Origin of the sequence: Amorphoplanes digitatis (genome assembly GCF_014205335.1) — a bacterium.
In the GTDB taxonomy this organism is placed as follows: domain Bacteria; phylum Actinomycetota; class Actinomycetes; order Mycobacteriales; family Micromonosporaceae; genus Actinoplanes; species Actinoplanes digitatus.
On record NZ_JACHNH010000001.1, the window covers coordinates 247,889 to 271,334 of the forward strand.

Here is a 23,446-nt window from a genome sequence, read left to right on the forward strand (position 1 = left end):
CCTCTAAATATGGGCGTTTCGGCCCAAGTGCGAGGGAGCGATCATATCGCGGCGGATGTGATCAAGTGGTCACGCCGGTGGAGACTGCATCGCCCACTCGAAGCCGTCCCCGACGGTGATCCGGGCGGCGACCGGATTCAGCTTGCCCGCGTTCTTGTTCGCGTGGTGTCCGCAGAACACCAGCGTGCCGCCGGTGGTCAGTACGATCTCCGCCTTTCCGGCGGCGATGCAGCTGTCGCAGCGGTCGACCAGGGACGGGACGGTGACGATCTCGGGCGACAGCATGGTGGTCATCATCGCTCTCTCCTGGCTGAGTGGCAGTGCGGCGGTCTCTGTCAGGGGTCACTTCGGTCCGCGGCCGGGGCGGCTTAGCGCGAGGGTTCCGTGCCGGGACCCTGCTACCCGCCGGCAACCCAGGGCCGGACGGGCCGGACACGAGCGCCGATCCGTCTCAGACCCACCCGATCGGCGCGTCGGGTACGCCCGTCGCCGCAAGCGGACGCCGGTACGCGGGCCGGTGCTCCGAAAGCCCGGAAAGCGGCACCGGTGTGCCCGCCCGCCGATAGCGTGTTGTGACAAGCATCGAGGAGGCCCCAATGCCGGAGGTTCCGCAGGAGCGTCCAACGGTCCTCGTCGTCGACGACGAGGAGGACCTGCGCGACATCGTGCGCCGGATGCTCGAGCGCCGGGGCTTCGAGACCCTGATGGCGGCCGACGCTGACCAGGCCCTCGAGGTGTGCCGCGACCACGCCGGCGCGATCGACGTGCTCGTCACCGACCTCGGCCTGCCGGGCGTCGGCGGGGGTGAGCTGGCCCGCGCCGCGACCGGCATGCGTACCGATATGGGCGTCGTCTACATCTCCGGCCTGCCCAAGGACATCGCGGTGGCCAAGGGCCAGATCGCCGAGGACGCCCGGCTGGTCATGAAGCCGTTCACCTCAGACGTGCTGCTGGAGGCGCTGCGGGCGGTACTCGCCGACCGCGCACCCAGCATGTGACGACCGCCGTGTAGGGCGCCGCCGGACCGGGTCCGGCGGCGCTCTCGCGTACCGGTTACGGCCGATCGGCCGGGTCGAACCGGCCGAAAACCCTTTCAGTGTCCCGGCCCGGTGCCGCCCACCCTCCGCCCCGGCGGACGGCAACCGGCACGCACCCGTCCGCTTCCCGGGCCGGCACCCGTCCGCCTCGAACCTGAATGTCAGACAGCGAATGTTTGACACTCAGGGGGGATCTACGTGGGGGCCAGGCGAGGGACCATCGGAATCGCACTGACGGGCGTCGTTGTCGCCGGCGGGGGATTCGCGCTGACTCCCCCGGCGAACGCGGCGACCACGACGACCACGACCGGCACGAGGACCACTTACACCAGCGACGACGCGTACACCTCGAGCACGCGTAAGACCGTCAACTTCGGCGCAGCCGACAAGCTGGTGGTGGGCAAGGAGTCGGGGGAGACCCGGATGTCCTACCTGAAGTTCGCGCCGAAGGTGGCGGCCGGCGAGACCGTTACCGGCGCGGAACTGCGGCTGCCGGTGGACGGCACCCCTGTCGCCGCGACGCTGAACGTCTTCTCGGTGCCGAACTCGTGGTCGGAGAAGACCGTCACCGCGGCCAACGCACCGAAGACCGGCTCCCTGGTCGCCTCGCTCAAGCCGAAGACCACCGACAAGACGCTGACCTTCAACGTGTCCAAGGTGGTCAACAAGGCCGGCACGTACGCGTTCGCGCTCAAGTCCGCCTCGACCAACGCCGTCACCCGGCTGCGCTCGATGGAGTACGGCACCGCCACCTCGGGCGGCCCGGAGCTGGTGATCACCACCAAGAAGACCACGACGACGTCGGCCAAGCCGTCCACCCCGGCGACCCCGCCGGTGACGGCGCCGGCCGAGTGCGTCACCGACGCGCTGCTCGTGCCGTCCTGCGGCGTGCTCTGGGGCGCCGCGGCCGGCGGCTTCACCGACACGCCGCGCGACCAGGCCCTCAAGGACTGGGAGGCGCTGACCGGCCGCACCGCGTCGATCTACCACACGTACCACAAGGGCGACGAGCAGTTCCCCACCAAGGCCGAGATCGCCATGACGCAGGACCCGAAGAACCCGCGGGTTCTCCTGCTCAACTGGAAGGTCGCCTACAACTCGACCTGGGCCAAGGTCGCGGCCGGCGCGCAGGACGCCCGGATCGACAAGTGGTCGGAGTACGTCAAGAAGAACTACCAGCAGAAGTTCTTCCTCGCGCTGCACCACGAGCCGGAGAACGACGTGTCCACCTCGGCCTCGTCCGGCATGACGGCCAAGGACTACGCGGCGATGTACCGCCACGTGATCACCCGCCTGCGGGCCAACGGGGTCACCAACGCCGTCAACGTGATCGCGTACATGGGTAACGAGAAGTGGATGGCGCAGTCCTGGTGGAAGGACCTCTACCCGGGCGACGCCTACGTCGACTGGATCGGCCTCGACTCGTACGTCAGCGTCGAGAAGGGCTACTACCACTACGGCGACATGGGCGACATCCTCGACCGGCAGCCCACCGGCGGCGGCCTCGGCTGGTACGACTGGGCGGTCAAGAACCACCCGAAGAAGCCGATCATGGTCGCCGAGTGGGGCATGTACCACCGCACCAAGTCGATCACTGACAAGGCGCCGGCGTTCAACACCGTGGTGCCCGAGCTCAAGGCGCACCCGGCGGTCAAGGCGATCGTCTACTTCGACACCGCCAAGGACGACGAGGGCGACCGGGACATCTCGGTGAACTCGACGGCCAGCAGCCTGGCAGCATTCAAGAAGGTCGCGTCGGACCCGATGTTCAAGGTGACCATCGGCAAGTAAGCCTCATTCACCCCCCGAAAACCGGGCCGGTCCGCATTTGCGGGCCGGCCCGGTCGGCTATCCGGGCCAGGGCACGGTCAGCTCGCCGCGGCGCCAGCGGGCCGGGCCGTCCAGCACCGGCCACCGCTCCCGGAACTTCGCGACCGTGGCTAGCCAGCGCTGCCGGGGCCCGAACGGTGTCGCCGACGCGTCCCACGCCGCGCCGAGCGCGAGGAGCAGGTCGTGCACGGCCGAACCGGGCACGTTGTGGTGGATCAGGGCCTTCGGCAGCCGCTCGGCGAACGTTGCCGGATGATCCAGATCGGACAGTCGCGCGGACAGCGTGAGCGTCCGCGGGCCGGCCGCGTCCGCGACCGCCCAGGTGGCGATCCGGCCGAGCTCGTCGCAGGTGCCCTCGACCAGCAGCGCGCCGGTGCCGGTCATCGTGGCCCAGGCCGCCGCGACCTCGTCCTCGGCGTACTGGCGCAGCACGTTGAACGCGCGCACCACCACCGGGCTCAGGCCGGCCAGCTCGAAGCCGCCGCGGCGGAACTCGAGCAGCGGCGGGTCCGCGTACCGCTGGGCGTCGGCGACCCGGACCGGATCGATCTCGAGGCCGACGACCGCGACGTCCGGCCGGACCGTGTCGGCGAGGCGGCGGCGCAGCTCGACCGCCGTGACCGGCGTCGCGCCGTAACCGAGATCCACGACCAGCGGCGCCGCCGCGGCCGCGAGCAGTTCACCGCACCGGTACGCGATGAAGTTGTCGACCCGGCGCAGCCGGTTGGGGTTGGTGGTGCCCCGGGTGACGGCGCCGAGCGGCTTCCTGGCGGGGTTCACCTCGGCTCGCGAACCACCTTGTGCTGCGCGGCCTGCGCGATCGGGCGCACCACCAGGCGGTCGATGTTCACGTGCTGCGGGCGAGTCGCGACCCACGCGACGCAGTCGGCGATGTCGTCCGCGACAAGCGGCTCGCGCACCCCGGCGTAGATCGCGTCGGCCTTCTCGGGGTCGCCGAGCCGGTTGAGCGAGAACTCCTCGGTGCGCACCATGCCGGGGTCGATCTCGACGACCCGGACCGGCCGCCCGGCGAGCTCCAGGCGCAGCGTGCCGACGAGCGCGGTCTGCGCGTGCTTCGCGGCCGTGTAGCCGCCGCCACCCTCGTAGACCGTGAAGGCGGCGGTGGAGCCGACGGTCACCACCGTTGCGGCGCCGCTCGCCTCGAGCGCGGGCAGCAGGGCCTGGGTGACGCGCAGGGTGCCCAGCACGTTCACGTCGTACATCCACTGCCAGTCGGCGACCGAGCCGCCGGCCACCGGGTCCATCCCCCGCGCGCCGCCCGCGTTGTTGACAAGCAGGGTCACCGGGGCGCCGAGGCCGGTCACGGCGGCGGCCAGCGCCGCGGCCGAAGCGTCGGACGTAACGTCGCAGGCGACCGCGGTGGCGTCGGGGCCGATCTCCGCGACCAACTTCTCGAGCCGGTCCAGCCGGCGGGCCGCGGCCACCACGTGGAAACCTTCGGCGGAGAGCCGGCGTGCGGTCGCCGCGCCGATGCCGCTGGATGCCCCGGTGACGACTGCGATGTTCTTCTGCACCATCCTTTGATCCTGCCTCACCCGTGCGGGAGAGCTGGGTCACCCCCGGCGTCCTGGCATTGGGTTCGGGCCCCGGAGATGGGGAAGATGAACGACGGCGTAACAGTTGCCCGTTACGTTTTACCGCCTTTCGAAGGGACACGACGTGGCTGAGCTGCGGGCCGCAGGCCGCTGGCCGACACCCCGGCGCATCGCCACACTCTCGGTACACACCTCGCCGCTGGAGCAGCCCGGCACCGGCGACGCCGGCGGCATGAACGTGTACATCGTCGAGGTCTCCAAGCGGCTGGCCGAGCGCGACGTCGAGGTCGAGATCTTCACCCGGGCCACGTCGAGCGAGTTGCCGCCGGTGGTGGAGATGGCGCCCGGCGTGACCGTGCGGCACGTCACGGCCGGCCCGTTCGAGGGCCTGTCGAAGGAGGAGCTGCCGTCGCAGCTGTGCGCCTTCACCAACGGCGTGCTGCGGGCCGAGGCCGCCCGGCCGCCCGGCTCGTACGACCTGATCCACTCCCACTACTGGATGTCCGGGCAGGTCGGCTGGCTGGCCCGGGAGCGCTGGGGTGTGCCGCACGTGCACACCGCGCACACCCTCGCCAAGGTCAAGAATCGCCTCATCGCCGAGGGGGACCGGCCGGAACCCAATTCGCGCGTCATCGGCGAGGAGCAGGTCATCGCGGAGGCGGACCGCCTGGTGGCCAACACCCGGTTCGAGGCGCGGGACCTGGTCGGCTCCTACGCCGCCGACCCGACCCGGCTCACGGTGGTGCAGCCGGGCGTCGACCTGGAGCGTTTCCGCCCCCGGTCGGTCAAGGCCGCGGACCGGCGCCGGCTGGGCCTGCCCGAGCGGGGGTACGTCGTCGCGTTCGTCGGCCGGATCCAGCCGCTCAAGGGTCCGGACGTCCTGATCCGGGCGCTTGCCTCGGAACCGCTGCGGGACGAGGACGTGACGGTGGTGATCTGCGGCGGGCCCAGCGGCAGCGGCCTGGACCGGCCCACCTCGCTGATCGAGCTGGCCGCCTCGCTCGGGGTCTCCGACAAGGTGCGCTTCATCGCGCCGCGTACCGGTGAGGCGCTCGCCGGGCTCTACCGGGCCGCCGACCTGGTCGCCGTCCCGTCGCACAACGAGTCGTTCGGCCTGGTCGCGCTCGAGGCGCAGGCCTGCGGCACCCCGGTGGTCGCCGCGGCGGTCGGCGGCCTGGTCACGGCCGTCACCGACGGCGTGAGCGGGGTGCTTGTCGACGGCCACGACCCGGGCGACTGGGCCCGGGTGCTGACGGGTCTGCTGGTGGCGCCGGCGCGCCGCGCCCAGCTCTCGGCCGGCGCCGTCCGGCACGCCAGGAACTTCTCCTGGGACCGGACGGCGGACGGGCTGTTGCGGGTCTACCGCGAGGCGGTGACCGAGCATCGTGCGCTGATCGCGGCGCGTCTGGCAGGCTCGTTCTCATGGTGAGCGACGTCGGTGAGCTGATCGAGCGGGTCTGCGCGGAGCGGGAGTTGCCGTGCGAGCCGACCGGGGACTCGTCCTGGGTGGTGACGCTGCCCGGCACACACAAGCTCAAGACGGCCTGCAACCTCATCGTCGGCGAGCACGCGCTGCGCATCGAGGCTTTCGTGATGCGCCACCCGGACGAGAAGCACGAGGAGCTCTGGGCCTGGCTGCTGCGCCGCAACGCCCGCATGTACGGCGTCGGCTTCTCGATCGACGGCTCCGGCGACGTCTACCTGACCGGCCGGGTCACGCTGAAGGGCCTGGACGCCGACGAGCTCGACCGGCTGCTCGGCGCGGTCCTGACGTACGCGGACGAGTCCTTCGACTCGATGCTGGAGATCGGCTTCGGCAGCTCGATCCGCCGCGAATGGGAGTGGCGGGTCAAGCGTGGCGAGTCCCTGGCCAACCTCCAGGCCTTCGCACACTTCGCCGATCCGAAGTTGGATTCGAAGGCTGAGGGGTAGGAAAAAGAAAGCGCCGGCGGCGGCGGGCGACGCCCATCCCCATAGGCGTCGCCCGCACTAACCGCCGGTCTCGGGTCGCGCCGTCCCCCAACGGCTTATGCCACCCGTCCCCGAACGCCGATCCGCGGTGACCCAGAGGGTCGACCCGTTCCCCGAACTGACGGCTCGGCGTCCATCGACCACGCTAGTTGGGCCGGTCGAGGGCCACAAGCCAGTTGGCTGTCTGCCATCTGTCTGAACCGTCACATGAGGCAACTCAAGCCTCACGGATGATGCGCGAATCAGACGTCCGGCCCGTTGTCACCCTTCCGGGTAACCCGGTCGGCCCGATCGGATATGGCCCGGTTCGGACCCCTCGGGACGCTCGTTCGAGGGCCGGAACCCGGACCTGACGGTGGCCGGCGTCGCCTTTGGCGCGGGACGGCGCTCCCGGCGGGCGGCAACACGACCGCGACGGGCGGTGCGACGGTCTCGGCGGCGACGGTCTCGACGGCGACCGGGTGCACGGGTGCGCGCTCGCGCAGGGCCTTGGCGCGGCGCTCACGGGCGGGGCCCGAGACGATCTGCCCGGCCGCGACGAGTACGCCGATCGCCGCGCAGCCCAGCCAGAGCACCGTGCCGCCCAGGTGCTGCTGCACGAAGCCGCCGACGATCGGGGCCAGCGCCGCGCCCGCCGACCAGGACAGGGAGTTCACGCCCTGGTACCGGCCGCGCAGCTGGGCCGGCGACAGCTCCGCGATCAGCGCCGAGTTCGACGGGGACTGGAGCATCTCGCCGACGGTCCAGATCACCACGGAGACGGCGTACAGCGCCGCCGTGCCGGCGAAGGCGTTCACCCCGAAACCCACGCCGATGATCAGGGTGGACAGGGCAAGGACCCGCGACCGGTCGTGGCCGTCGATCAGCTTCGGGACGAAGAGCTGCCCCGCGACGATCATCAGGCCGTTGATCGCGATCACCCAGCCGAACGTGGCCGGGCTCAGGCCGTCCGCGCTCATCGCGATCGGCATGGCCGAGAGGTGCTGCATGATCACCAGGACGATGAAGAAGTTCAGCGCCACGAAGGTCATGAAGGTCCGGTCGCGGAAGATCGTCCCGAGTCCCGGGCCGCCGCGCCGGGGCCCCGCCGCCGGTGGCGCGCGGTGTGGGCGGGTCTCGGCCAGGAAGATCAGGCTGATGATGGCCGTGACCAGCGTCGTTCCCGCATCGACAAGGAACAGCAGCAGGTAGTCGAACTGGGCGGCGAGGCCGGCCAGGACGGCCGCGCTCGCGAAGCCCAGGTTGACCGCCCAGTAGTTCAGCGAGTAGGCCCTGACCCGGTCGGAGTCCGGGACCACGTCGACCATCATGGCCTGGAACGCGGGGCGGACCCCCTCGGCGAACGCGCCGAGGAGCAGCGCTCCCAGGAGGATCTGCCAGAAGCCCTGCGCGAGGCCGAGGCCGACCATCAGCGTGGCCGCGCCGAACTGCGCGGTCAGCATCGTCGGCCGGCGGCCCCAGCGGTCGGTGAGCACGCCGCCGGTCATGGTGCCGACCGCCCCGCCGACCCCGTACGCGCCGAGCACGAGCCCGGCCTGGCTCTGGCTGAAGTGCTGCTGCCCGGTGAGATATATGGCCAGGTAGACGACGACGAACGAGCCGAGTCGGTTGATCAGCGTGCCGGTCCAGAGGAACCAGAACTGCCGCGGCAGCCCGCCGGCCGCCTGTTGTAGCCATCCGCGCACGCGTAAACCCCCGTAAGCACCGAACAATCGTCGCAGCCTTACAAGTTACGGATCTTCGGTTGCCGGCGCAGCATGATTTCCACGTGTTGGTCGCCACCCGGGGTCCGCGCACGACCGCGCCCGGCCTGCGGCAGGATGGAGGGCATGACTGTGGGGACCCTTGTACTGCTGCGGCACGGCGAGAGCGAGTGGAACGCCAAGAACCTCTTCACCGGCTGGGTCGACGTCGACCTCAACGCCAAGGGCGAGGCCGAGGCGCGACGCGGCGGCGAGCTGCTGAAGGAGCACGGCCTGCTGCCCGACGTCGTGCACACCAGCGTGCTGCGGCGCGCGATCCGGACCTCCGAGATCGCCCTGCACGCCGCCGACCGGCACTGGATCCCGGTGCGGCGCCACTGGCGGCTCAACGAGCGCCACTACGGCGCACTACAGGGCAAGGACAAGAAGCAGACCCTCCAGGAGTACGGCGAGGAGCAGTTCATGCTCTGGCGCCGCTCCTACGACACACCGCCGCCGCCGATCGGCGAGAACGACGAGTTCTCGCAGTTCGCCGACCCGCGCTACGCGGCGCTGCCGCCGGAGCTGAAGCCGCGCACCGAGTGCCTCAAGGACGTCCTCGAGCGCGCCCTTCCGTACTGGTACGACGCGGTGGTGCCGGACCTGCTCTCCGGCCAGACGGTGCTGGTCGCCGCGCACGGCAACTCGCTGCGCGCGATCGTCAAGCACCTCGACCAGGTCTCGGACGAGGCGATCGCGAAGCTGAACATCCCGACCGGCATCCCGCTGCGCTACGACCTGGACGACAACCTGCGCCCGGTCACCGCCGGCGGCGCGTACCTCGACCCGGAACTGGCCAAGGAGGCCGCCGCGGCGGTCGCCAGCCAGGGCCGCTGACCCGGACCGGACGGCCGGAAACGCCGGGACCCCCGTGGCGTCCCGGCGTTTCGCGTTTCCGGGTCAGCCGGTGACCGGCTCGCCGGTGATCATGTAGATCATCTGCTCGCCGGCGTTCACGGCGTGGTCGGCGTACCGCTCGTAGAAGCGGCCCAGCAGTGCGCCGTCGATCGCGGTCTCCGCGCCGTACGGCCAGTCGTCGTGCAGCAGCACCTTGAACAGGTCGCGCTCCAGGTCGTCCATGGCGTCGTCGTCCTTCTCCAGCTCCGCGGCCAGGTCGGCGTTGGGGCTGGCGAGAACTGTGGTGATCTTCTCGGCCATGCGGTCGGCGGCCTCGGCCATCTGCCGGAAGACGGGCCGCAGTTCGGCGGGCACCGCCGGCGACGGGTGCCGGCGCAGCGCGGTCTTCGCGACGTGCTCGGCCAGGTCGCCCATCCGCTCCAGGTCGGCGGAGATGTGCAGGGCGGTGATGAGCGTCCGCAGGTCGGAGGCGACCGGCGCCTGCCGGGCGATGCTGTCCGCCACCTTCGCCTCGACCTGGCGGTAGACCTCGTCGACCTCGGCGTCGCGTTCCATGACCGCGTTGGCTGCCTCCCGGTCGGCGGTCAGCAGGGCCGTTGTCGCCTTGCGCATCGCGGCGCGTACCGACTCGGCCATCGTCACCAACAGGCGGCTGACCTCCGTCAGGTCGGCCTGAAACTCCTCGCGCATGATTTCTCGTCCCGGGGGTTCGGGGCTGCCCTAATCGGGTCGGCAGCCTTTGTGAGCAGGGGTTGCTGAGGCAACGCTAGGGGTGCACGGCGGCCTGAACATGAACGGCGGTGAACGACGCCGGGCCGGGTGGTGAACATTGCTCGAAGCACGCCGGGTTTGTCCGGCTGGACGTACGGTTCAGGTAAACAATGCCCCTACGATCGCAGCGTGAATCCGGTGTACGGCATAACCCTCGCTCTCGCCGCCCTCGCCATCGGCGTGGTGGCCGGGTTCCTGCTGTCCAGGGCCCGCCCGGCCGGCTCGGCCGGACCGGAGCCCGACGACGCTCCGGCCGCCCGGCCGGCTGAGGGGGGACGAGAGATCGACACCGACGACGAGCGTACGGGCAAACACGGACTCAAGGGCCTCGGTCGCAAAAGCCTCGACTCGCTGCGCGTCGGCGTCGTCGTGCTGGACGCCGATGACGAGCCCGTACTTGTCAACCCGGCGGCGCGGGCGATGGGGCTGCTGCGCTCCGGCGGCGCTCCCGGCACGATCGCGGCGCACCCGATCCTGCGTACGCTGGCCGGCCAGGTGCGGCGCACGGGCGTGCGCCGCGAGGTCGAGCTGGACCTGCCCCGGGGTCGCGCGGGCGGTGCGCACGCGCCGCTCGGGCTGCACCTGCGCGCCGTCGCCCTGAACGCAACCCACGTCGCCGTCGAGGCCGCGGACGTCACCGAATCGCACCGGCTGGCCCGCGTCCGGCGTGACTTCGTGGCCAACGTCAGCCACGAGCTGAAGACCCCGATCGGCGCGCTCCAGCTGCTCGCCGAGGCGCTGCTGGACGCCACCGAGCTGCCGGCCGCGGAGGCACTTGAGCAGTCCGAGGACCTGGTCGCCGCGCGCCGGTTCGCCGAGCGCATCCACCACGAGTCCGCCCGGATGGGCCGGCTCGTCAACGAGCTGCTCGAGCTGACCCGGCTACAGGGCGCGGAGCCGCTGCCCACCCCGGTGCCGGTCGCCCTGGACTGGGTCATCGCGGAGGTGATCGACCGGACCCGCACCACGGCGTCGGCAAAGGGCATCGAGGTCGTGTACGCCGGCCCGCGTGGCGCGACCGTGTACGGCAGCGACAGCCAGGTCGCCACCGCCGTGAGCAACCTCGTCGAGAACGCGATCGCCTACTCGGGCGAGAACACCCGGGTGGCGCTGGCCATGCGCGAGGACGACGACTGGATCGAGATCGACGTCACCGACGAGGGCATCGGCATCGCACCGCACGACGTCGACCGGATCTTCGAGCGCTTCTACCGCGCCGACCAGGCCCGCTCGCGCTCGACCGGCGGCACCGGGCTCGGCCTGGCCATCGTCAAGCACATCGCCACCAACCACGGCGGTCGCGTCGACGTGACCAGCACGCTCGGCGGTGGCTCGACATTCACTCTGCGCCTACCGGCGCGCCCCCCGGAGGTACCTATGCCGTTACCCCCGGCGATTGAGATCGAGTCCGGCGCGGCCGGGCTCCCTTCGGCCTGAAACAGGCCGGCCCCTAAGGAAGGAACCCCCATTGGCTCGCGTGCTCGTGGTCGAGGATGAGGAGTCGTTCTCCGACGCTCTGTCGTACATGCTGCGCAAGGAGGGCTTCGAGGTATCGGTCGCACCGACCGGAACCTCGGCGCTGACGCAGTTCGACCGGACCGGCGCCGACATCGTCCTGCTGGACCTCATGTTGCCCGAGATGTCCGGCACCGAGGTGTGCCGGCAACTGCGGCAGCGCTCAAGCGTGCCGATCATCATGGTCACCGCACGGGACAGCGAGATCGACAAGGTCGTCGGCCTGGAGATCGGCGCGGACGACTACGTCACCAAGCCGTACTCGCCGCGCGAACTGGTCGCCCGGATCCGTGCGGTCCTGCGCCGCCAGGGCTCGGAGCCGGCCGAGGTGACGACGCCGACGCTGGCGGCGGGCCCGGTCCGGATGGACGTGGAACGGCACGTGGTGACCGTGGACGGCACGGGAGTGCAGCTGCCGCTCAAGGAGTTCGAGCTGCTCGAACTCCTGCTGCGCAACGCCGGCCGGGTGCTGACCCGCGGTCAGCTGATCGACCGCGTCTGGGGCGCCGACTACGTCGGCGACACGAAGACCCTGGACGTGCACGTCAAGCGGTTGCGCTCCAAGGTGGAGCCGGAGCCGTCGGCCCCGCGTTACATCGTCACCGTGCGTGGTCTGGGCTACAAGTTCGAGCCGTGAGTGGGTGCCGCCGGGCCTCGCCCGGCGCGCTTCTGCGGTGCCCGGGCCGCCTCCGCGGCGACCGTCGCCGGGTGCGGCGCGGCAAGCGGCGACCGCAGCCTGACGTCGCAGAGCCGGGCCAGTTCGTCGTAGGCGTCCTGGCCGATCAGCGCGACCAGTTCCGGCGCGTACGTCCGGTACATCGGCTCGGTGCCGACGTGCGCGTCCGGCGAGGAAGTGCACCACCAGTCGAGGTCGTGCCCGCCGGGTCCCCAGCCGCGCCGGTCGAACTCGGTGAGCGTGGACAGCAGGTACTTGCTGCCGTCCGGCCGCTTGGTCCAGTCCTGCTCGCGGCGCACCGGTAGCTGCCAGCACACGTCCGGCTTGTAGGTCAGCGGGTGCACCCCGTCGCGCAGCGCCTGTGCGTGCAGCGCGCAGCCGCCGCCCCCGGCGAAGTCGGCGTCGTTGAGGAAGACGCACGGCCCGTCGGCGGACTGCGTCGCCGTGCGCCGGGCCGGCTTGGCGCCGTCGACGGTGTCCATCTCGGTGTAGTTCTTGAACCCGCGCCGGTAGTGCTGCCAGGTCTCGGGCGTCAGCCGGGCCGCAGCGCTCTTGGTCCGGTTCTCGTCGTCGGCGTCGGTGAAGAACGCGCCGTGCGAGCAGCAGCCGTCCTGCGGGCGGCCGGCGATGATGCCGTGGCAGGCCGACCCGAACACGCAGGTCCACCGCGACAGCAGCCAGGTCAGGTCGGCGCGGACCACGTGCTGGTCGTCGGCCGGGTCGGTGAACTCGATCCATTCACGGGGAAAGTCCAGGGAGACCTCGCGGCCGCGGGCGGCGGCCGCCTCGTCCATCACGATGCGAATCTGGGTGCGGCGGCTCACCTGCGACAGCGTACGCGCGTGGGTGACCGCCGCCCGTCAAGGCGTCTGGTTTGCCACTGTTTACCCCGACGGAGGACCCGGCGGGCGTGCCGGACGGGTCTACCCTTGACCGGTGGCCTTCCGTGTCCCCGTTCTCCTGTCCAGTTCCTCCGTCTTCCCCGAGCCGACCGCCGCGGCATTCGAGATGGCGGCGACGGTGGGCTATGACGGTGTCGAGGTCATGGTCTGGACCGACGCCGTAAGCCAGGACGCCGGTGCCCTCCAGGGCCTCGCCGCCCACTACGGCGTGCCGGTCCTCTCGGTGCACGCGCCCTGCCTGCTGGTGACCCAGCGGGTCTGGAGCCCGGACCCGTGGGAGCGGCTCAACCGCGCCGCCGGGCTGGCCGAGGCGCTTGGCGCGCCGACCGTTGTCGTGCACCCGCCCTTCACCTGGCAGCGCGACTATGCCCGCAACTTCGCCGCCGGCCTGGCCAAGGTGCAGACCCGGCACCCGGACACGAGCTTCGCGATCGAGAACATGTACCCCGTGCGGATGGCGGGCCGGAACTTCGTGCCGTACGTGCCGGGGTGGGATCCGACCGAGGCAGGCTACGACGCGTACACGCTCGACCTGTCGCACGCCGCCGCCTCGCGGACGGACTCGCTGGTCATGGCCGACCGGATGGGCTCGGGCCTCAAGCACGTGCACCTGGGCGACGGCACCGGCGAGGGCCGCGACGAGCACCTGGTGCCGGGGCGCGGTAACCAGCCCTGTGCCGAGTTGCTGCGGTCGCTGGCGGGCCGGGGCTTCCGGGGCTCGGTGGCGCTGGAGGTCTCCACCCGCAAGGTGACAAGCCGCGCGGTCCGCGAGGCGGACCTGCGGGAGTCACTCGCCTTCGCCCGGCACCACCTCGCGCCGGCCGCCTCGGCGACCCCGGCGGTTACGCGGGGGTGAGCGTCGCGGCGCGCTTGCGGGCGCGGTGCGCCGCCACGTGCGAACGGGTCGCGCAGCGCTCGGAGCAGAAGCGCCGGCAGTTGTTGGACGACGTGTCGAGGTAGACGTTGCCGCAGCGCTCGTCGGCGCAGATGCCGAAGCGGGCGCTGCCGTACTCGCACAGCCACACGGACAGGCCCCAGACGGCGCCGGCCAGATATTCCGAGCTCACGGACGCGCCGCGGCTGGTGACGTGCATGTGCCAGTCGGAGGCGTCGTGCCCGGAGATGCGTGGCTGCACCGGATATGCCTCGAGGAGGGCGTTCAGCTCCGTGACGACCTCGGCGTCGCGGCCCGTGGTGCCGTACTCGAAGATGTCGCGCAGCCGGCGCTGTGCGCGGCGGAACGACCCGAGGTCCTTCTCCCCGACCTCGTCGCGCATCCAGACAAGATCCTCGTTGAACAGGGATCTGAGCCCGTCGAGATCGCCGAGCCCGACGTTGACCAGCTCGACCGCCGTACGCGCGTACGCATCGAAGTTCACCCGATAACCGTAGCCTCACCTCGGGCGACAACACAGCTCCGCGGCGACTGGCGCGGCTACGAAGGATACGCTCGGACCATGCTCCGTTCCGTCTTTCTCGCCGCCGCCGGGTCGTCCCGGATGGAGCGGCTGGTCTCCACCGCCCCGGTCACCAAAGGCATCGTCCGTCGATTCGTCGCCGGCGAGGGTGTCGACGACGCCCTGCGCACGAGCCGCGAGCTCGCCGACGACGGCCTCGGGATCAGCCTCGACTACCTGGGCGAGGACACCCTCACGGCGGAGCAGGCGACCGCTACCCGCGACCAGTACCTGACCCTGCTGGGCCGGCTCAAGGCCGCGGGGCTCACGCCGGCGGCCGAGGTCAGCGTGAAGCTGTCCGCGCTGGGGCAGAAGGTCGACGACCGGATGGCGTACGAGTACGCGCGGGAGATCTGCGCCGCGGCCGCCGACGCCGGCACCACGGTCACGCTGGACGCCGAGGACCACACCACCACGGACTCGACGCTGGAGATCCTCGCCGAGCTGCGCAAGGACCACCCGTCGACCGGTGCGGTGCTACAGGCGTACCTGCGCCGGACCGAGGGGGACTGCCGCGAGCTGGCCACCTCGGGGTCGCGAGTGCGGCTCTGCAAGGGCGCCTATGCGGAGCCCGAGTCGGTCGCGTTCCAGTCGGCGCTCGACGTCGACAAGGCGTACGTGCGCTGCCTCAACATCCTGATGTCCGGCGACGGCTACCCGATGATCGCGACGCACGACCCGCGGCTGATCGCCATCGCCGAGGACCGGGCGCGCTGGTTCGACCGCTCGGCCGACGAGTTCGAGATCCAGATGCTCTACGGCACCCGCCCGGAGGAGCAGACCCGGCTCGCCGCCGTCGGCCACAACGTGCGCGTCTACGTCCCCTACGGCGACCAGTGGTACGGCTACCTGATGCGCCGCCTGGCCGAGCGCCCGGCAAATGTGGCGTTCTTCGGCAAAGCACTCGTTAGTCGGAAGTAAGTCATCTTTCGGGGTAAAACGCGCCTCATGTGGCGTGTCGGCTTGACTTTTTGTGGTTATTTCACGGAACGCATCGCCTTGGTCACAACAGTCTCGATACCGTACTGATGACACGCGCGCCCGCCCGCCGCGGCGCAAGGCCTGACCGGCCGCGGCGGAGGCGCCTGCGAAAGGATCGGTGCGAGGAGATGACGGGTCCAGCCCAAGCCGAGGAGCGCCTCGCAGAGGTGCGCTTCCTGACCGTGGCCGAGGTCGCCGCGCTCATGCGGGTATCCAAGATGACCGTCTACCGGCTCGTGCACGGCGGTGAACTGAGCGCCGTGCGTGTCGGTCGCTCGTTCCGCGTACCGGAGCACGCCGTCCACACGTATCTGCGCGGAGCGTTCAGTCAAACCGCCTGACCCCGGGGCCGTGTTGGTCCTGGGTCCGCCGGGCCGCTACGCTGGAGCGGTTCGCCCCCTGATATCCGCGTGCGTCCAAACGGCGCCGGGTGCGGGGCGAGCCGCCGTCAAGCTCGGTCGGGTGCGCCTGCGGGTGTGCAGGGACCGGCCCCACATGGTTTCGAGAGGCATTTCGTATGGGCTCCGTGGTCAAGAAGCGTCGCAAGCGTATGGCGAAGAAGAAGCACCGTAAGCTGCTGCGCAAGACCCGCGTCCAGCGTCGCCGTCTCGGCAAGTGATCACCGGCCGGGCGTGACGCCCGGCCAGCTCACTTGCACCCAGCACCGCCGCATGCGAAAGGCGCGCCCGTGGTGACGTCCATGCCCGCGGCCCCGCCGAGGGTCGTCGTGGTCACCGGGGTAAGTCGATTCCTCGGTGCCCGCGTTGCGTCCCGGCTTGCCGCGGACCCTCGCGTCGAACGTGTCATCGGCCTGGATCCGCACGAACCGTCGCCGGCCCTGTCGGGCCTGCTGACGGACGTCGAGCTGATCCAGGCCGACGCGCGCGCCTCGGCCGGTGTCCTCGCCGAGCTGGGCGCCGAGGTGATCGTGCACCTGGCGGTCACCAGCGCGCCCGACCCCGACGGCGGCGGCCGCTCGGCGATGAAGGAACAGAACGTCATCGGCACCATGCAGCTGCTCGCCGGCGCGCAGAGCGCCGGGAAGCTGCGCAAGCTGGTGGTGCGCTCCTCGACGGCCGCGTACGGCGCCTCGTTCCGCGATCCGGCCGTCTTCACCGAGGACACCGAGCCCCGGGCCGTGCCCCGCGGTTCGTTCGCCCGGGACATCCTCGACATCGAGGGTTACGTGCGCGGCTTCCGCCGGCGGCGTCCCGAGGTCGGCGCCACCGTGCTGCGGTTCGCGCCGTTCATCAGCTCGACCGCCGAGACGTCGCTGACCCGCTACTTCTCTCAGCCGCTGGTGCCCACCGTGCTGGGCCGCGACGCCCGGCTCCAGTTCGTGCACGTCGACGACGCGCTGGAGATCCTGCACCGGTCCGTGGTCGAGGACCACCCGGGCACGTTCAACGTGGCCGGCGAGGGCGTTCTCGCGCTCTCCCAGGCCGTGCGCCGGGCCGGCCGGATCTCGCTGCCGCTGCCCGAGGGCACGCTGTCGTCGGTCGCCGCGGTCGCCCGCAACGTCGGCATCGGCCAGATCGGACTGGACCAGATCGACCTGTTCGTGCACGGCCGGGTGGTCGACACGACCCGCCTGGTCAGGGAGTTCGGGTTCGCGCCGCGCTCCACCGCCGCCGCCTTCGACGACTTCATCAACGGGCACCGCAACGGCGCGTCGCTGAGCGCCGACCGGCTGGCCGCCGCGGAGCGGGCCATCCTCGACGGCATCCGCCGGGTCCGGGCCGCGGCGACGCAGGACGTCGCGGCGACGCAGGACCAGGAGCGCGTGCAGCTATGACCCAGGACGAGTTTCATGCGGCGCTGCCCGGGCACTCCGACTTCGAGCTGCCCGTCGCCGCGCCGGGTAAGCCGTTGAACGGCCGGCGACCCGGCCGGCGGCCCGCCCGCGAGGCGGCCGAGACCCCGTCCGCCCCGGACCTGGTCGGCTCGGACACCCCGCAGGAGCCGGCCGCCGAACCGGAGACGGCGACGGAGCCCGTCGGCGTGGTCGACGTTTGGGACCAGCGGGTGGCGAGCGGGCTCGCCTTCCTCCGGCGGCGGCTGGCCGGCACCTACGAGATCGACGACTTCGGCTTCGATCCCGAGCTCACCGACGCCGTCTTCCACCCGATGCTGAAGGTGCTCTACCGGGACTGGTTCCGCACCGAGGTCTTCGGCATCGAGAACGTCCCGGAGTTCGACGGCGGGCTCGTCGTCGGCAATCACTCCGGCACGGTGGCGCTCGACGCGCTCATGCTCACGGTCGCCCTGCGGGACAAGCACCCGCAGGACCGGCATCTGCGGCTGCTCGGCGCCGACCTGGTGTTCCGCATGCCGGTGCTGTCCGAACTGGCCCGCAAGGCCGGCGCGACGGTGGCCTGCAACCCGGACGCCGAGCGGCTGATGCGCGAGGGCGAACTGGTCGGCGTCTTCCCCGAGGGCTTCAAGGGCATCGGCAAGCACTATTCGGAGCGCTACAAGCTACAGCGCTTCGGCCGGGGCGGGTTCGTCTCCGCGGCGCTGCGCACCGGTACCCCGATCATCCCGGTCGCCATCGTCGGCGCCGAGGAGATCTATCCGATCATCGCCGATCTCAAGCCGCTGGCCCGGCTGCTCGGCATGCCGTACTTCCCGGTGACGCCGACGTTCCCGTGGCTCGGGCCGCTCGGCCTGGTCCCGCTGCCCAGCAAGTGGCTCATCGAGTTCTGCCCGCCGATCCCGACGGCGCACCTCACCGAGCACGCGGACGATCCGATGATCGTCTACAACCTCGCCGACGAGGTGCGCGAGACCATTCAGGCAACGATTCATTCCCTTTTGGAGAAGCGTCCGGACCCGTTCGGCCGCTAATCTGAAAGTGAGGGGCGGCCCGGACTCGTGAAGTCCGACACCGCCCCTCGCCACGTGTTGCGCAGGCTCAGCTTCCGAAGATGCCGCCCAGCAGCCCGCCCAGCAGGCCCTTGTCCTCTTCGGCCGGTGCGTCGGACGGTGCGTCCGAGTTCCGCGCGTCCGGCAGGTCCGACGGATCCGCCGACGGGTCGACGTAGTTCCGGGAGCCGGGCGTGCCGCCGGTGGCCGGGTCGGCCGTCGGGCTGCCGCTGGTCCTCGGCTTGGCCTTCTTGCCCTTGTCGCCGCCGGTCGTCGCCTCTTTCTGACCGTGACCCTGCTGGTAGCCGGGAGCCGTGGTGGTCGCGGCGCCGGTCGCGCACTCGCGCAGCTTGGGCCCGATGGCGTCGCTGCCGGACTGCGTCACAGTGTCGCACCTCAGGCCGGCGCGCAGGTCCGCGGCGCGGTCGTGCACGGCGTCGAGGAGGCTCAACGACTGCAGTGCCCGCGCCTGGTTGTTCGCGTCGAGCCGGTCCAGCCGCGCCGTGAGTACCCGGCTCTGGCTGCCGACGAAGGTGTCGACGGAGTCCAGCGGTGCCTTGTCCCGGCGGGTGACGGCCGCCGAGTTGAGCAGCTTGACGCCCTGCCGGGTGTCGTTGTCCATGTCGTCGAGCACGTCGCCGAAGCTCGGGTCGTCGCCCTCCATCGAGGCCGCCTCGGAGAGGCGGTTGCGGGCGAACGTCAGCGACAGCTGACCCCGGGTGACATCGGATCCGGCCATGGCCAGCTGGGCGCGCTCGGTCGAACGCTTGACGCCGTACAGGGCGTCGCCCGGCGCGGCGTTCTCGCTCGCGGCGGAGATTCCGGAGACGGCCATGGCACCGGCGGCGACGCCGATGACGATCGCGCCGCGGGCGCGGATCCGGCGGCCGAACAGCTTGCGGGCCGGTTGGGCATCCTTCTGCCACTCGGCCCGTTCCTGCGCGGTGGCGGTCGCCCCGATGCCGTCCCGTTCCGCGGTGGCCACGAGCATCGCTCGCAGGCCGGTACGGAACTCGAGATCCACCTGGACCCCGGACCGTGCCGCGGAGAGGCTGTGCCCGATGGCGACCAGTTCGGCGAGTTGCTCGTCGGCCTGGCCCCGCGTGTGATGGCGGATGCCGCCGTTGGTCTCGTCGAGAAGCTCCGCGAAGCGCTCGGCGCTCCGGCGATCAAAGATGTTGAAGTTCACCGTGTGCACCTCCCCTCGCTCGTGACTGAATCGCCGGCGATCTCGCCGGCGGTCGCGACGGAACCGGTGGGCCAAAGGCCCACCACTGGTCGCACCCGGACAAACGCACGACGGGCGGGAGCGGTTACGGGTATCGGTAGGGCGCTGGAGCCCGCAGAGATCGACATGTGATGAATTGCGGTCACCACTGGAACCCGTCGGGGAGCAGCCGGGCGAGTGCCCGGACCGCCCGGTACTGGAGTGCCTTGATCGCGCCCTCGTTCTTGCCCATCGTCTGTGCGGTCTCGGCCACCGAGAAGCCCTGGAGGAAGCGCAGCACGATGCACTCCTGCTGCTCCGGGTTGAGCTGCTTGACCGCGGTGAGCAGCGCCACGTTGGTGATGTGGTCGACGACGGCGGCCTCGGGGCTGCCCTCGGGCCCGCGGTCCTCGCGGTCGGCGTCCAGGACGTCCCCGGTGGTCACCTCGAGCCGGTAGCGGCCCGACTTGAAGTGGTCGGCGACCAGGTTGCGGGCGATGGTGACCAGCCAGGCGCCGAGGTCGCGGCCCTGCCAGGTGAAGCTGCCGATGCGCTTGAGCGCGCGCAGGAAGGTGTCGGAGGTGAGGTCCTCGGCGAGTTGCCGGTTACCGACCCGGAAGTAGACGAAGCGGAAGACGGTGTCGACGTACCGGTCGTAGATCAGACCGAAGGCGGCGGACTCGCCGGCCTGCGCCCGCTCGACAAGCGCCCACACCTCGGCGGCCGCGTCGCCCGGGTCGGGGCGCGCCGGATACTTGGGCGGTTCGGACTCGCTGGGCGGGCCGGTCGTGCTCTGCGTCGGTACGACGACGGTGGCGTCTCCGTCGGCGGCGCCCGTCCGCCGGTCCGGCCCGGCCTGCTGCGGCGCCTGTGGGCGCCCGGGCACGGCGACCCGCCCGCCACCCGGCTTCGCGTTACCGGTCGGCGGCAGGTGCCGGCTCGGAGATTCGTTGATGTGCGGCCGGTTCCGGGTCCGCTTGGGTCCGTCGCTGCGGATCGCGTACGCGATCGTGTTGTCGATGCCCCTGCGGAGGGCGCTCAGGCCCTCCGTGAGCGCGAGACGCGCCGCGAACACATCGCGGCTGTACGGATCGCCGGCGTACACATGACTCACTGCGCCTCCTTGACCCGGCGGGCCGTCGATGAGGGGGTCTGAAGACCGCTCCACAACAAAAGGGGGTGGGGCGGCCCGCGCATGGCAGGGCAACCTCACCCACGGATGTGGACTCCGTTACACAGACCGGAAGTATTGCGGAGATCGAACACGCGGAGTCGCACAAAGTGTGCGCTGCGCGAAAATATCCCGAAGCGCCACAGAAATCGCATCGAGAACATCTGTCACGATCTAGGACAGGTCGGCAACGGCCCGGACATGGTGTCCGGCGACCCGATCGAGTGCCTTCTGTGCCAGACTCAGGCGTCGTGGAGAACAGCGCTCGGGACCCGGTCCGCACATCCGCGCAACATCGCCCCGACGCTCCGGCGTTGATAACCGGCGAGTCCTTAGTCACCTGGTCTGAGCTGGACGAACGCGTCGACCAGGCCGCGGGGCGCCTCGCGGTGGGCACCGCGCCCGGCGATCGCGTCGCGCTGGTGCTCGGCAACACCGTCGATTTCGCGGTCGCCTATTTCGCGGTTCTGCGCGCCGGACTCGTCGCGGTTCCGCTCAATCCGGGCTACACGCCCGACGAGTTGACCTTCGCACTGACGGACTGCGGTGCCGTGCGGGTGATCGCCGAGGACCCGACACTGGGCCGGCTGGGGCTGTCCGCCGGCGTGGCCGTACCGGTGGCGTCGCTGCGGTCCGGCGAGCGGGCCGCGCCGCACCCGGCCGCCGCGGACGACCTGGCGGTCCTGCTCTACACCTCGGGGACGAGCGGGCGGCCGAAGGGCGCGATGCTCACCCACCGCGCGCTCGCCGCCAATCACGACCAGCTGGCGCGGATCGAGCCGCCCGTGCTCTGCGGCGACGACGTGGTGCTGCTGGCGATCCCGTTCTTCCACGCATACGGGCTCAACACCGGCCTCGGCGCGATCGCACACCACGGCGCCTGCGGGGTGCTGGTCGACCGCTTCGACCCGGAGGCGACGCTCGCCCTGATCGAGAAACATCAGGTCACGACCGTTGTCGGGGTGCCATCCATGTACGCGGCGTGGTCGCTGGCGCCGAGCGTTCGCGAGGCACTGTCGACCGTGCGGACGGCGGTCTGCGGCGCGGCGCCGTTCGAGCCGGCCGACGCGGCGCGCTTCACGGCCGCGACCGGCAGGACCGTCCTGATCGGGTACGGCCTCACCGAGGCGGCGCCGGTGCTCACCACGACGGCGGTCAGCGACCGGGAGAAGGTCGGCTCGATCGGCCGCCCGCTGCCCGGGGTCTCGCTGCTGCTGCGCACCGCGGACGGCGCCGTGCTGTGGCGCGACGGCGACGTCGCGGCGGAGTCCTCCGACGAACTCGACCTCGACCTGGACCTGGAGGTGAGCGGCGGCACGGACCCCGGCGAGATCGTGGTGCGCGGCGACAACCTCTTCTCCGGGTACTGGCCGGACGGTCAGGACGGCCCGGACGCCGACGGCTGGTGGGGCACCGGCGACATCGCGTACGCGGACGCGGACGGCGACCTGGTACTCGTCGACCGGATCGGCGAGCTGATCCTGGTCAACGGCTTCAACGTCTACCCCGCCGAGATCGAGCGGGTCCTCGGCTCGCACCCGGGCGTCGCCGAGGCGGCCGTGATCGCGATCCCCGACGGCTCGACCGGGCAGGCGCCGTACGCGTACGTCGTGCCCGCCCTCGACCCGCCGCCGACCGCCGCCGAGCTCCAGGTCTACTGCGCCGGTCAGCTCGCCCGGTTCAAGCTGCCGACCGGGATCGAGCTGGTGCCGGAGCTGCCGCACTCGGCGATCGGCAAGGTGCGAAAGGGTGCCCTGCGATGACCCGGATCACTCTTATCAGCCGGGACGGCTGCCACCTGTGCGAGGTCGCTGAGCAGACCCTGGACCGGATCGCGCCGGGCCAGTGGACCCGGGTGGAGGTCGGCGAGTCGATGGAGCTGGAACGCGACTACGGCGACCGGGTGCCGGTGGTGCTTCTCGATGGCAAGGAGCACGGCTACTGGCGGGTCGAGGAGGATCGTCTGCTGCGGGATATGAGTAGACCGGCGGGGGCGCCCCGCCTGTAATCTCGCGCCGTGGCTCGCACTCATCTTGTCTGGGACTGGAACGGCACGCTGCTCGACGATCTCTCGCTCGTCGTCTCGTCGACAAATCACACCTTCGCGGCCGTCGGCGGCCGCAGCGTCGACTCCGACGAGCACCGCCGGCGGTTCCGCCGGCCGGTCGCCGAGTTCTACGCGGAGATCCTCGAGCGGGCCGTCGACGCGGAGGAGTTCGAGGAGCTCGACCGGATCTTCCACGAGGCCTACCGGGTCGGGCTCACCACGATCTCGCTGGCGGCGGACGCCGAGGCCGCGATCCGGGCCTGGCCGGGCGGCCAGTCGCTGCTCTCCATGTGGTTCCACGACGAGCTGATCCCGGCCGTGCAGACCTATGGCCTGGCCGGCATGTTCACCCGCATCGACGGGCGGCCGACCGAGGTCGACGGCGGGCTCAAGGCCGGCCACCTGGCCCGGCACCTCGCCGAGCAGCAGGTGCCCGGCGACCAGGTGGTGCTGATCGGCGACTCGCTCGACGACGCGGAGGCCGCCGAGTCGGTCGGCGGGGTGTGCGTGCTCTACAGCGGCGGCTTCACCGATCCGTCGCGGCTGCGCGCCAGCGGCCGGCCGGTGGCGGACACCCTGCTCGAGGCGGTGCGCATCGCCCGGACGCTGTGATGCCCCGTACTCCGTGACGCGGACCCGGTGGCACATCGGGGCGGTAACCGGTAATACTCGGCGGAGAGTCGACGGCAATAGCATGCCGACTCGATCTTTGTCCAGTTCTCCCATCAAGATCGCGATTTGTGCACGCCTTCACAAGCGCCTATTCTGTGACTCCGACGAGCCCCGCTATCACAGCCGGTCCACGCAGGCGCAACCGGTACCGGACCTGCAGCAGGGCTCACCGTAGGTCCGCCTCGTCG

25 protein-coding genes are annotated in these 23,446 nt (G+C 71.0%); 16 read left to right on the forward strand and 9 right to left on the reverse strand.

Annotation, left to right across the window (positions count from 1 at the left end; all coding sequences use genetic code 11):
* Positions 1-69: 69 nt before the first annotated feature.
* Positions 70-294: a DUF7455 domain-containing protein gene (locus BJ971_RS01175; RefSeq protein WP_184998559.1), complete on the reverse strand. Its 225-nt coding sequence runs from the start codon at positions 292-294 to the stop codon at positions 70-72.
* A gap of 302 nt (positions 295-596) precedes the next feature.
* Here BJ971_RS01175 and BJ971_RS01180 point away from each other — a divergent pair, with 302 nt between their 5' ends.
* Complete coding sequence (locus BJ971_RS01180; protein WP_184988680.1) at positions 597-998, forward strand: response regulator; 402 nt, start codon at positions 597-599, stop codon at positions 996-998.
* A gap of 237 nt (positions 999-1,235) precedes the next feature.
* A complete protein-coding gene (locus tag BJ971_RS01185) occupies positions 1,236-2,828 on the forward strand; it encodes a CBM96 family carbohydrate-binding protein (protein ID WP_239087706.1) in 1,593 nt (530 codons plus the stop codon).
* Positions 2,829-2,885: 57 nt separating this feature from the next.
* Here the strand turns inward: BJ971_RS01185 and BJ971_RS01190 are convergent, their stop codons facing one another.
* Entirely contained in the window at positions 2,886-3,647 is a 762-nt protein-coding gene (locus BJ971_RS01190; protein WP_184988683.1) for a class I SAM-dependent methyltransferase, read from the reverse strand.
* Entirely contained in the window at positions 3,644-4,405 is a 762-nt protein-coding gene (locus tag BJ971_RS01195) for an SDR family oxidoreductase (RefSeq protein ID WP_184988686.1), read from the reverse strand. Before BJ971_RS01195 ends, BJ971_RS01190 begins: the two co-directional genes overlap by 4 nt.
* 142 nt (positions 4,406-4,547) lie before the next feature.
* Between BJ971_RS01195 and mshA the strand changes: the two genes are divergently transcribed.
* On the forward strand, positions 4,548-5,852 hold the full coding sequence (gene mshA / locus BJ971_RS01200) for a D-inositol-3-phosphate glycosyltransferase (RefSeq protein ID WP_239087707.1): 1,305 nt from the start codon (positions 4,548-4,550) through the stop codon (positions 5,850-5,852).
* A complete protein-coding gene (locus tag BJ971_RS01205; protein WP_184988689.1) occupies positions 5,846-6,355 on the forward strand; it encodes a type III secretion system chaperone family protein in 510 nt (169 codons plus the stop codon). The genes mshA and BJ971_RS01205 overlap by 7 nt, the downstream gene beginning before the upstream one ends.
* A gap of 281 nt (positions 6,356-6,636) precedes the next feature.
* Here BJ971_RS01205 and BJ971_RS01210 read toward each other — a convergent pair whose 3' ends face one another.
* Positions 6,637-8,079, reverse strand: coding sequence for an MDR family MFS transporter (locus BJ971_RS01210; RefSeq protein ID WP_239087708.1), 1,443 nt, complete (start codon positions 8,077-8,079; stop codon positions 6,637-6,639).
* A gap of 135 nt (positions 8,080-8,214) precedes the next feature.
* Here BJ971_RS01210 and BJ971_RS01215 point away from each other — a divergent pair, with 135 nt between their 5' ends.
* Positions 8,215-8,973 (forward strand): phosphoglyceromutase, encoded by a 759-nt coding sequence (locus BJ971_RS01215; RefSeq protein WP_184988692.1) that lies wholly within the window; start codon positions 8,215-8,217, stop codon positions 8,971-8,973.
* A gap of 63 nt (positions 8,974-9,036) precedes the next feature.
* On the opposite strand, the gene phoU is transcribed toward BJ971_RS01215, so the two are convergent.
* The gene (gene phoU / locus BJ971_RS01220) at positions 9,037-9,684 is read right to left on the reverse strand and encodes a phosphate signaling complex protein PhoU (RefSeq protein WP_184988695.1); all 648 of its coding nucleotides are present in this window, start codon (positions 9,682-9,684) and stop codon (positions 9,037-9,039) included.
* A gap of 219 nt (positions 9,685-9,903) precedes the next feature.
* On the opposite strand from phoU, the gene BJ971_RS01225 reads away from it, so the two are divergent.
* Together BJ971_RS01225 and BJ971_RS01230 are read left to right on the forward strand one after the other, a co-directional pair.
* Positions 9,904-11,202 carry a sensor histidine kinase gene (locus BJ971_RS01225; protein ID WP_377884731.1) on the forward strand — a complete coding sequence of 433 codons (1,299 nt, stop codon included), beginning with the start codon at positions 9,904-9,906 and terminating at the stop codon, positions 11,200-11,202.
* A gap of 31 nt (positions 11,203-11,233) precedes the next feature.
* Positions 11,234-11,917, forward strand: a complete 684-nt coding sequence (locus tag BJ971_RS01230; RefSeq protein WP_184988701.1) for a response regulator — start codon at positions 11,234-11,236, stop codon at positions 11,915-11,917.
* On the opposite strand, the gene BJ971_RS01235 is transcribed toward BJ971_RS01230, so the two are convergent.
* Complete coding sequence (locus tag BJ971_RS01235) at positions 11,899-12,750, reverse strand: DUF3109 family protein (RefSeq protein WP_184998562.1); 852 nt, start codon at positions 12,748-12,750, stop codon at positions 11,899-11,901. The genes BJ971_RS01230 and BJ971_RS01235 overlap by 19 nt on opposite strands.
* A gap of 142 nt (positions 12,751-12,892) precedes the next feature.
* Here BJ971_RS01235 and BJ971_RS01240 point away from each other — a divergent pair, with 142 nt between their 5' ends.
* The gene (locus tag BJ971_RS01240; protein ID WP_184988704.1) at positions 12,893-13,714 is read left to right on the forward strand and encodes a sugar phosphate isomerase/epimerase family protein; all 822 of its coding nucleotides are present in this window, start codon (positions 12,893-12,895) and stop codon (positions 13,712-13,714) included.
* Here the strand turns inward: BJ971_RS01240 and BJ971_RS01245 are convergent.
* Entirely contained in the window at positions 13,701-14,237 is a 537-nt protein-coding gene (locus tag BJ971_RS01245; RefSeq protein ID WP_184988707.1) for a CGNR zinc finger domain-containing protein, read from the reverse strand. The genes BJ971_RS01240 and BJ971_RS01245 overlap by 14 nt on opposite strands.
* 78 nt (positions 14,238-14,315) lie before the next feature.
* Here BJ971_RS01245 and BJ971_RS01250 point away from each other — a divergent pair, with 78 nt between their 5' ends.
* The 5 genes from BJ971_RS01250 to BJ971_RS01270 all read left to right on the forward strand — a co-directional run bounded on the left by BJ971_RS01250 (position 14,316) and on the right by BJ971_RS01270 (position 18,143).
* Positions 14,316-15,236, forward strand: coding sequence for a proline dehydrogenase family protein (locus tag BJ971_RS01250; RefSeq protein WP_184988710.1), 921 nt, complete (start codon positions 14,316-14,318; stop codon positions 15,234-15,236).
* A gap of 188 nt (positions 15,237-15,424) precedes the next feature.
* Positions 15,425-15,637 carry a helix-turn-helix domain-containing protein gene (locus tag BJ971_RS01255; RefSeq protein WP_125803603.1) on the forward strand — a complete coding sequence of 71 codons (213 nt, stop codon included), beginning with the start codon at positions 15,425-15,427 and terminating at the stop codon, positions 15,635-15,637.
* Between the two features lie 176 nt (positions 15,638-15,813).
* Positions 15,814-15,915 carry a 30S ribosomal protein bS22 gene (locus tag BJ971_RS01260; RefSeq protein WP_007465623.1) on the forward strand — a complete coding sequence of 34 codons (102 nt, stop codon included), beginning with the start codon at positions 15,814-15,816 and terminating at the stop codon, positions 15,913-15,915.
* 81 nt (positions 15,916-15,996) lie between these two features.
* Positions 15,997-17,091, forward strand: coding sequence for an NAD-dependent epimerase/dehydratase family protein (locus BJ971_RS01265; RefSeq protein ID WP_184988713.1), 1,095 nt, complete (start codon positions 15,997-15,999; stop codon positions 17,089-17,091).
* On the forward strand, positions 17,088-18,143 hold the full coding sequence (locus BJ971_RS01270; protein ID WP_184988716.1) for a lysophospholipid acyltransferase family protein: 1,056 nt from the start codon (positions 17,088-17,090) through the stop codon (positions 18,141-18,143). The genes BJ971_RS01265 and BJ971_RS01270 overlap by 4 nt, the downstream gene beginning before the upstream one ends.
* Positions 18,144-18,210: 67 nt before the next feature.
* Here BJ971_RS01270 and BJ971_RS41935 read toward each other — a convergent pair whose 3' ends face one another.
* Both BJ971_RS41935 and BJ971_RS01280 read right to left on the reverse strand, forming a co-directional pair.
* Complete coding sequence (locus tag BJ971_RS41935; protein WP_184988719.1) at positions 18,211-19,350, reverse strand: DUF5667 domain-containing protein; 1,140 nt, start codon at positions 19,348-19,350, stop codon at positions 18,211-18,213.
* Between the two features lie 181 nt (positions 19,351-19,531).
* Complete coding sequence (locus tag BJ971_RS01280; protein WP_239087712.1) at positions 19,532-20,389, reverse strand: ECF subfamily RNA polymerase sigma factor, BldN family; 858 nt, start codon at positions 20,387-20,389, stop codon at positions 19,532-19,534.
* A 401-nt stretch (positions 20,390-20,790) separates the two neighbouring features.
* Here BJ971_RS01280 and BJ971_RS01285 point away from each other — a divergent pair, with 401 nt between their 5' ends.
* The 3 genes from BJ971_RS01285 to BJ971_RS01295 are packed head-to-tail and all read left to right on the forward strand — an operon-like array spanning position 20,791 to position 23,198.
* On the forward strand, positions 20,791-22,302 hold the full coding sequence (locus BJ971_RS01285; protein WP_184988724.1) for an AMP-binding protein: 1,512 nt from the start codon (positions 20,791-20,793) through the stop codon (positions 22,300-22,302).
* Positions 22,299-22,547 carry a glutaredoxin family protein gene (locus BJ971_RS01290; protein WP_184988727.1) on the forward strand — a complete coding sequence of 83 codons (249 nt, stop codon included), beginning with the start codon at positions 22,299-22,301 and terminating at the stop codon, positions 22,545-22,547. The genes BJ971_RS01285 and BJ971_RS01290 overlap by 4 nt, the downstream gene beginning before the upstream one ends.
* Before the next feature lie 9 nt (positions 22,548-22,556).
* Positions 22,557-23,198, forward strand: a complete 642-nt coding sequence (locus tag BJ971_RS01295; RefSeq protein WP_184988730.1) for an HAD family hydrolase — start codon at positions 22,557-22,559, stop codon at positions 23,196-23,198.
* The last annotated feature ends 248 nt before the right edge of the window (positions 23,199-23,446 follow it).

Excerpts from the sequence above, each read along its gene's own strand:
- BJ971_RS01260 (WP_007465623.1), top strand. The coding sequence starts at position 15,814 with ATGGGCTCCGTGGTCAAGAAGCGTCGCAAGCGTATGGCGAAGAAGAAG.
- BJ971_RS01265 (WP_184988713.1), top strand. The coding sequence starts at position 15,997 with ATGCCCGCGGCCCCGCCGAGGGTCGTCGTGGTCACCGGGGTAAGTCGA.
- phoU (WP_184988695.1), bottom strand. The coding sequence starts at position 9,684 with ATGCGCGAGGAGTTTCAGGCCGACCTGACGGAGGTCAGCCGCCTGTTG.
- BJ971_RS01290 (WP_184988727.1), top strand. The coding sequence starts at position 22,299 with ATGACCCGGATCACTCTTATCAGCCGGGACGGCTGCCACCTGTGCGAG.
- BJ971_RS01255 (WP_125803603.1), top strand. The coding sequence starts at position 15,425 with ATGACGGGTCCAGCCCAAGCCGAGGAGCGCCTCGCAGAGGTGCGCTTC.
- BJ971_RS01175 (WP_184998559.1), bottom strand. The coding sequence starts at position 294 with ATGACCACCATGCTGTCGCCCGAGATCGTCACCGTCCCGTCCCTGGTC.
- BJ971_RS01235 (WP_184998562.1), bottom strand. The coding sequence starts at position 12,750 with ATGGACGAGGCGGCCGCCGCCCGCGGCCGCGAGGTCTCCCTGGACTTT.
- BJ971_RS01215 (WP_184988692.1), top strand. The coding sequence starts at position 8,215 with ATGGAGGGCATGACTGTGGGGACCCTTGTACTGCTGCGGCACGGCGAG.
- BJ971_RS01250 (WP_184988710.1), top strand. The coding sequence starts at position 14,316 with ATGCTCCGTTCCGTCTTTCTCGCCGCCGCCGGGTCGTCCCGGATGGAG.
- BJ971_RS01195 (WP_184988686.1), bottom strand. The coding sequence starts at position 4,405 with ATGGTGCAGAAGAACATCGCAGTCGTCACCGGGGCATCCAGCGGCATC.
- BJ971_RS01205 (WP_184988689.1), top strand. The coding sequence starts at position 5,846 with ATGGTGAGCGACGTCGGTGAGCTGATCGAGCGGGTCTGCGCGGAGCGG.
- BJ971_RS01180 (WP_184988680.1), top strand. The coding sequence starts at position 597 with ATGCCGGAGGTTCCGCAGGAGCGTCCAACGGTCCTCGTCGTCGACGAC.
- BJ971_RS01270 (WP_184988716.1), top strand. The coding sequence starts at position 17,088 with ATGACCCAGGACGAGTTTCATGCGGCGCTGCCCGGGCACTCCGACTTC.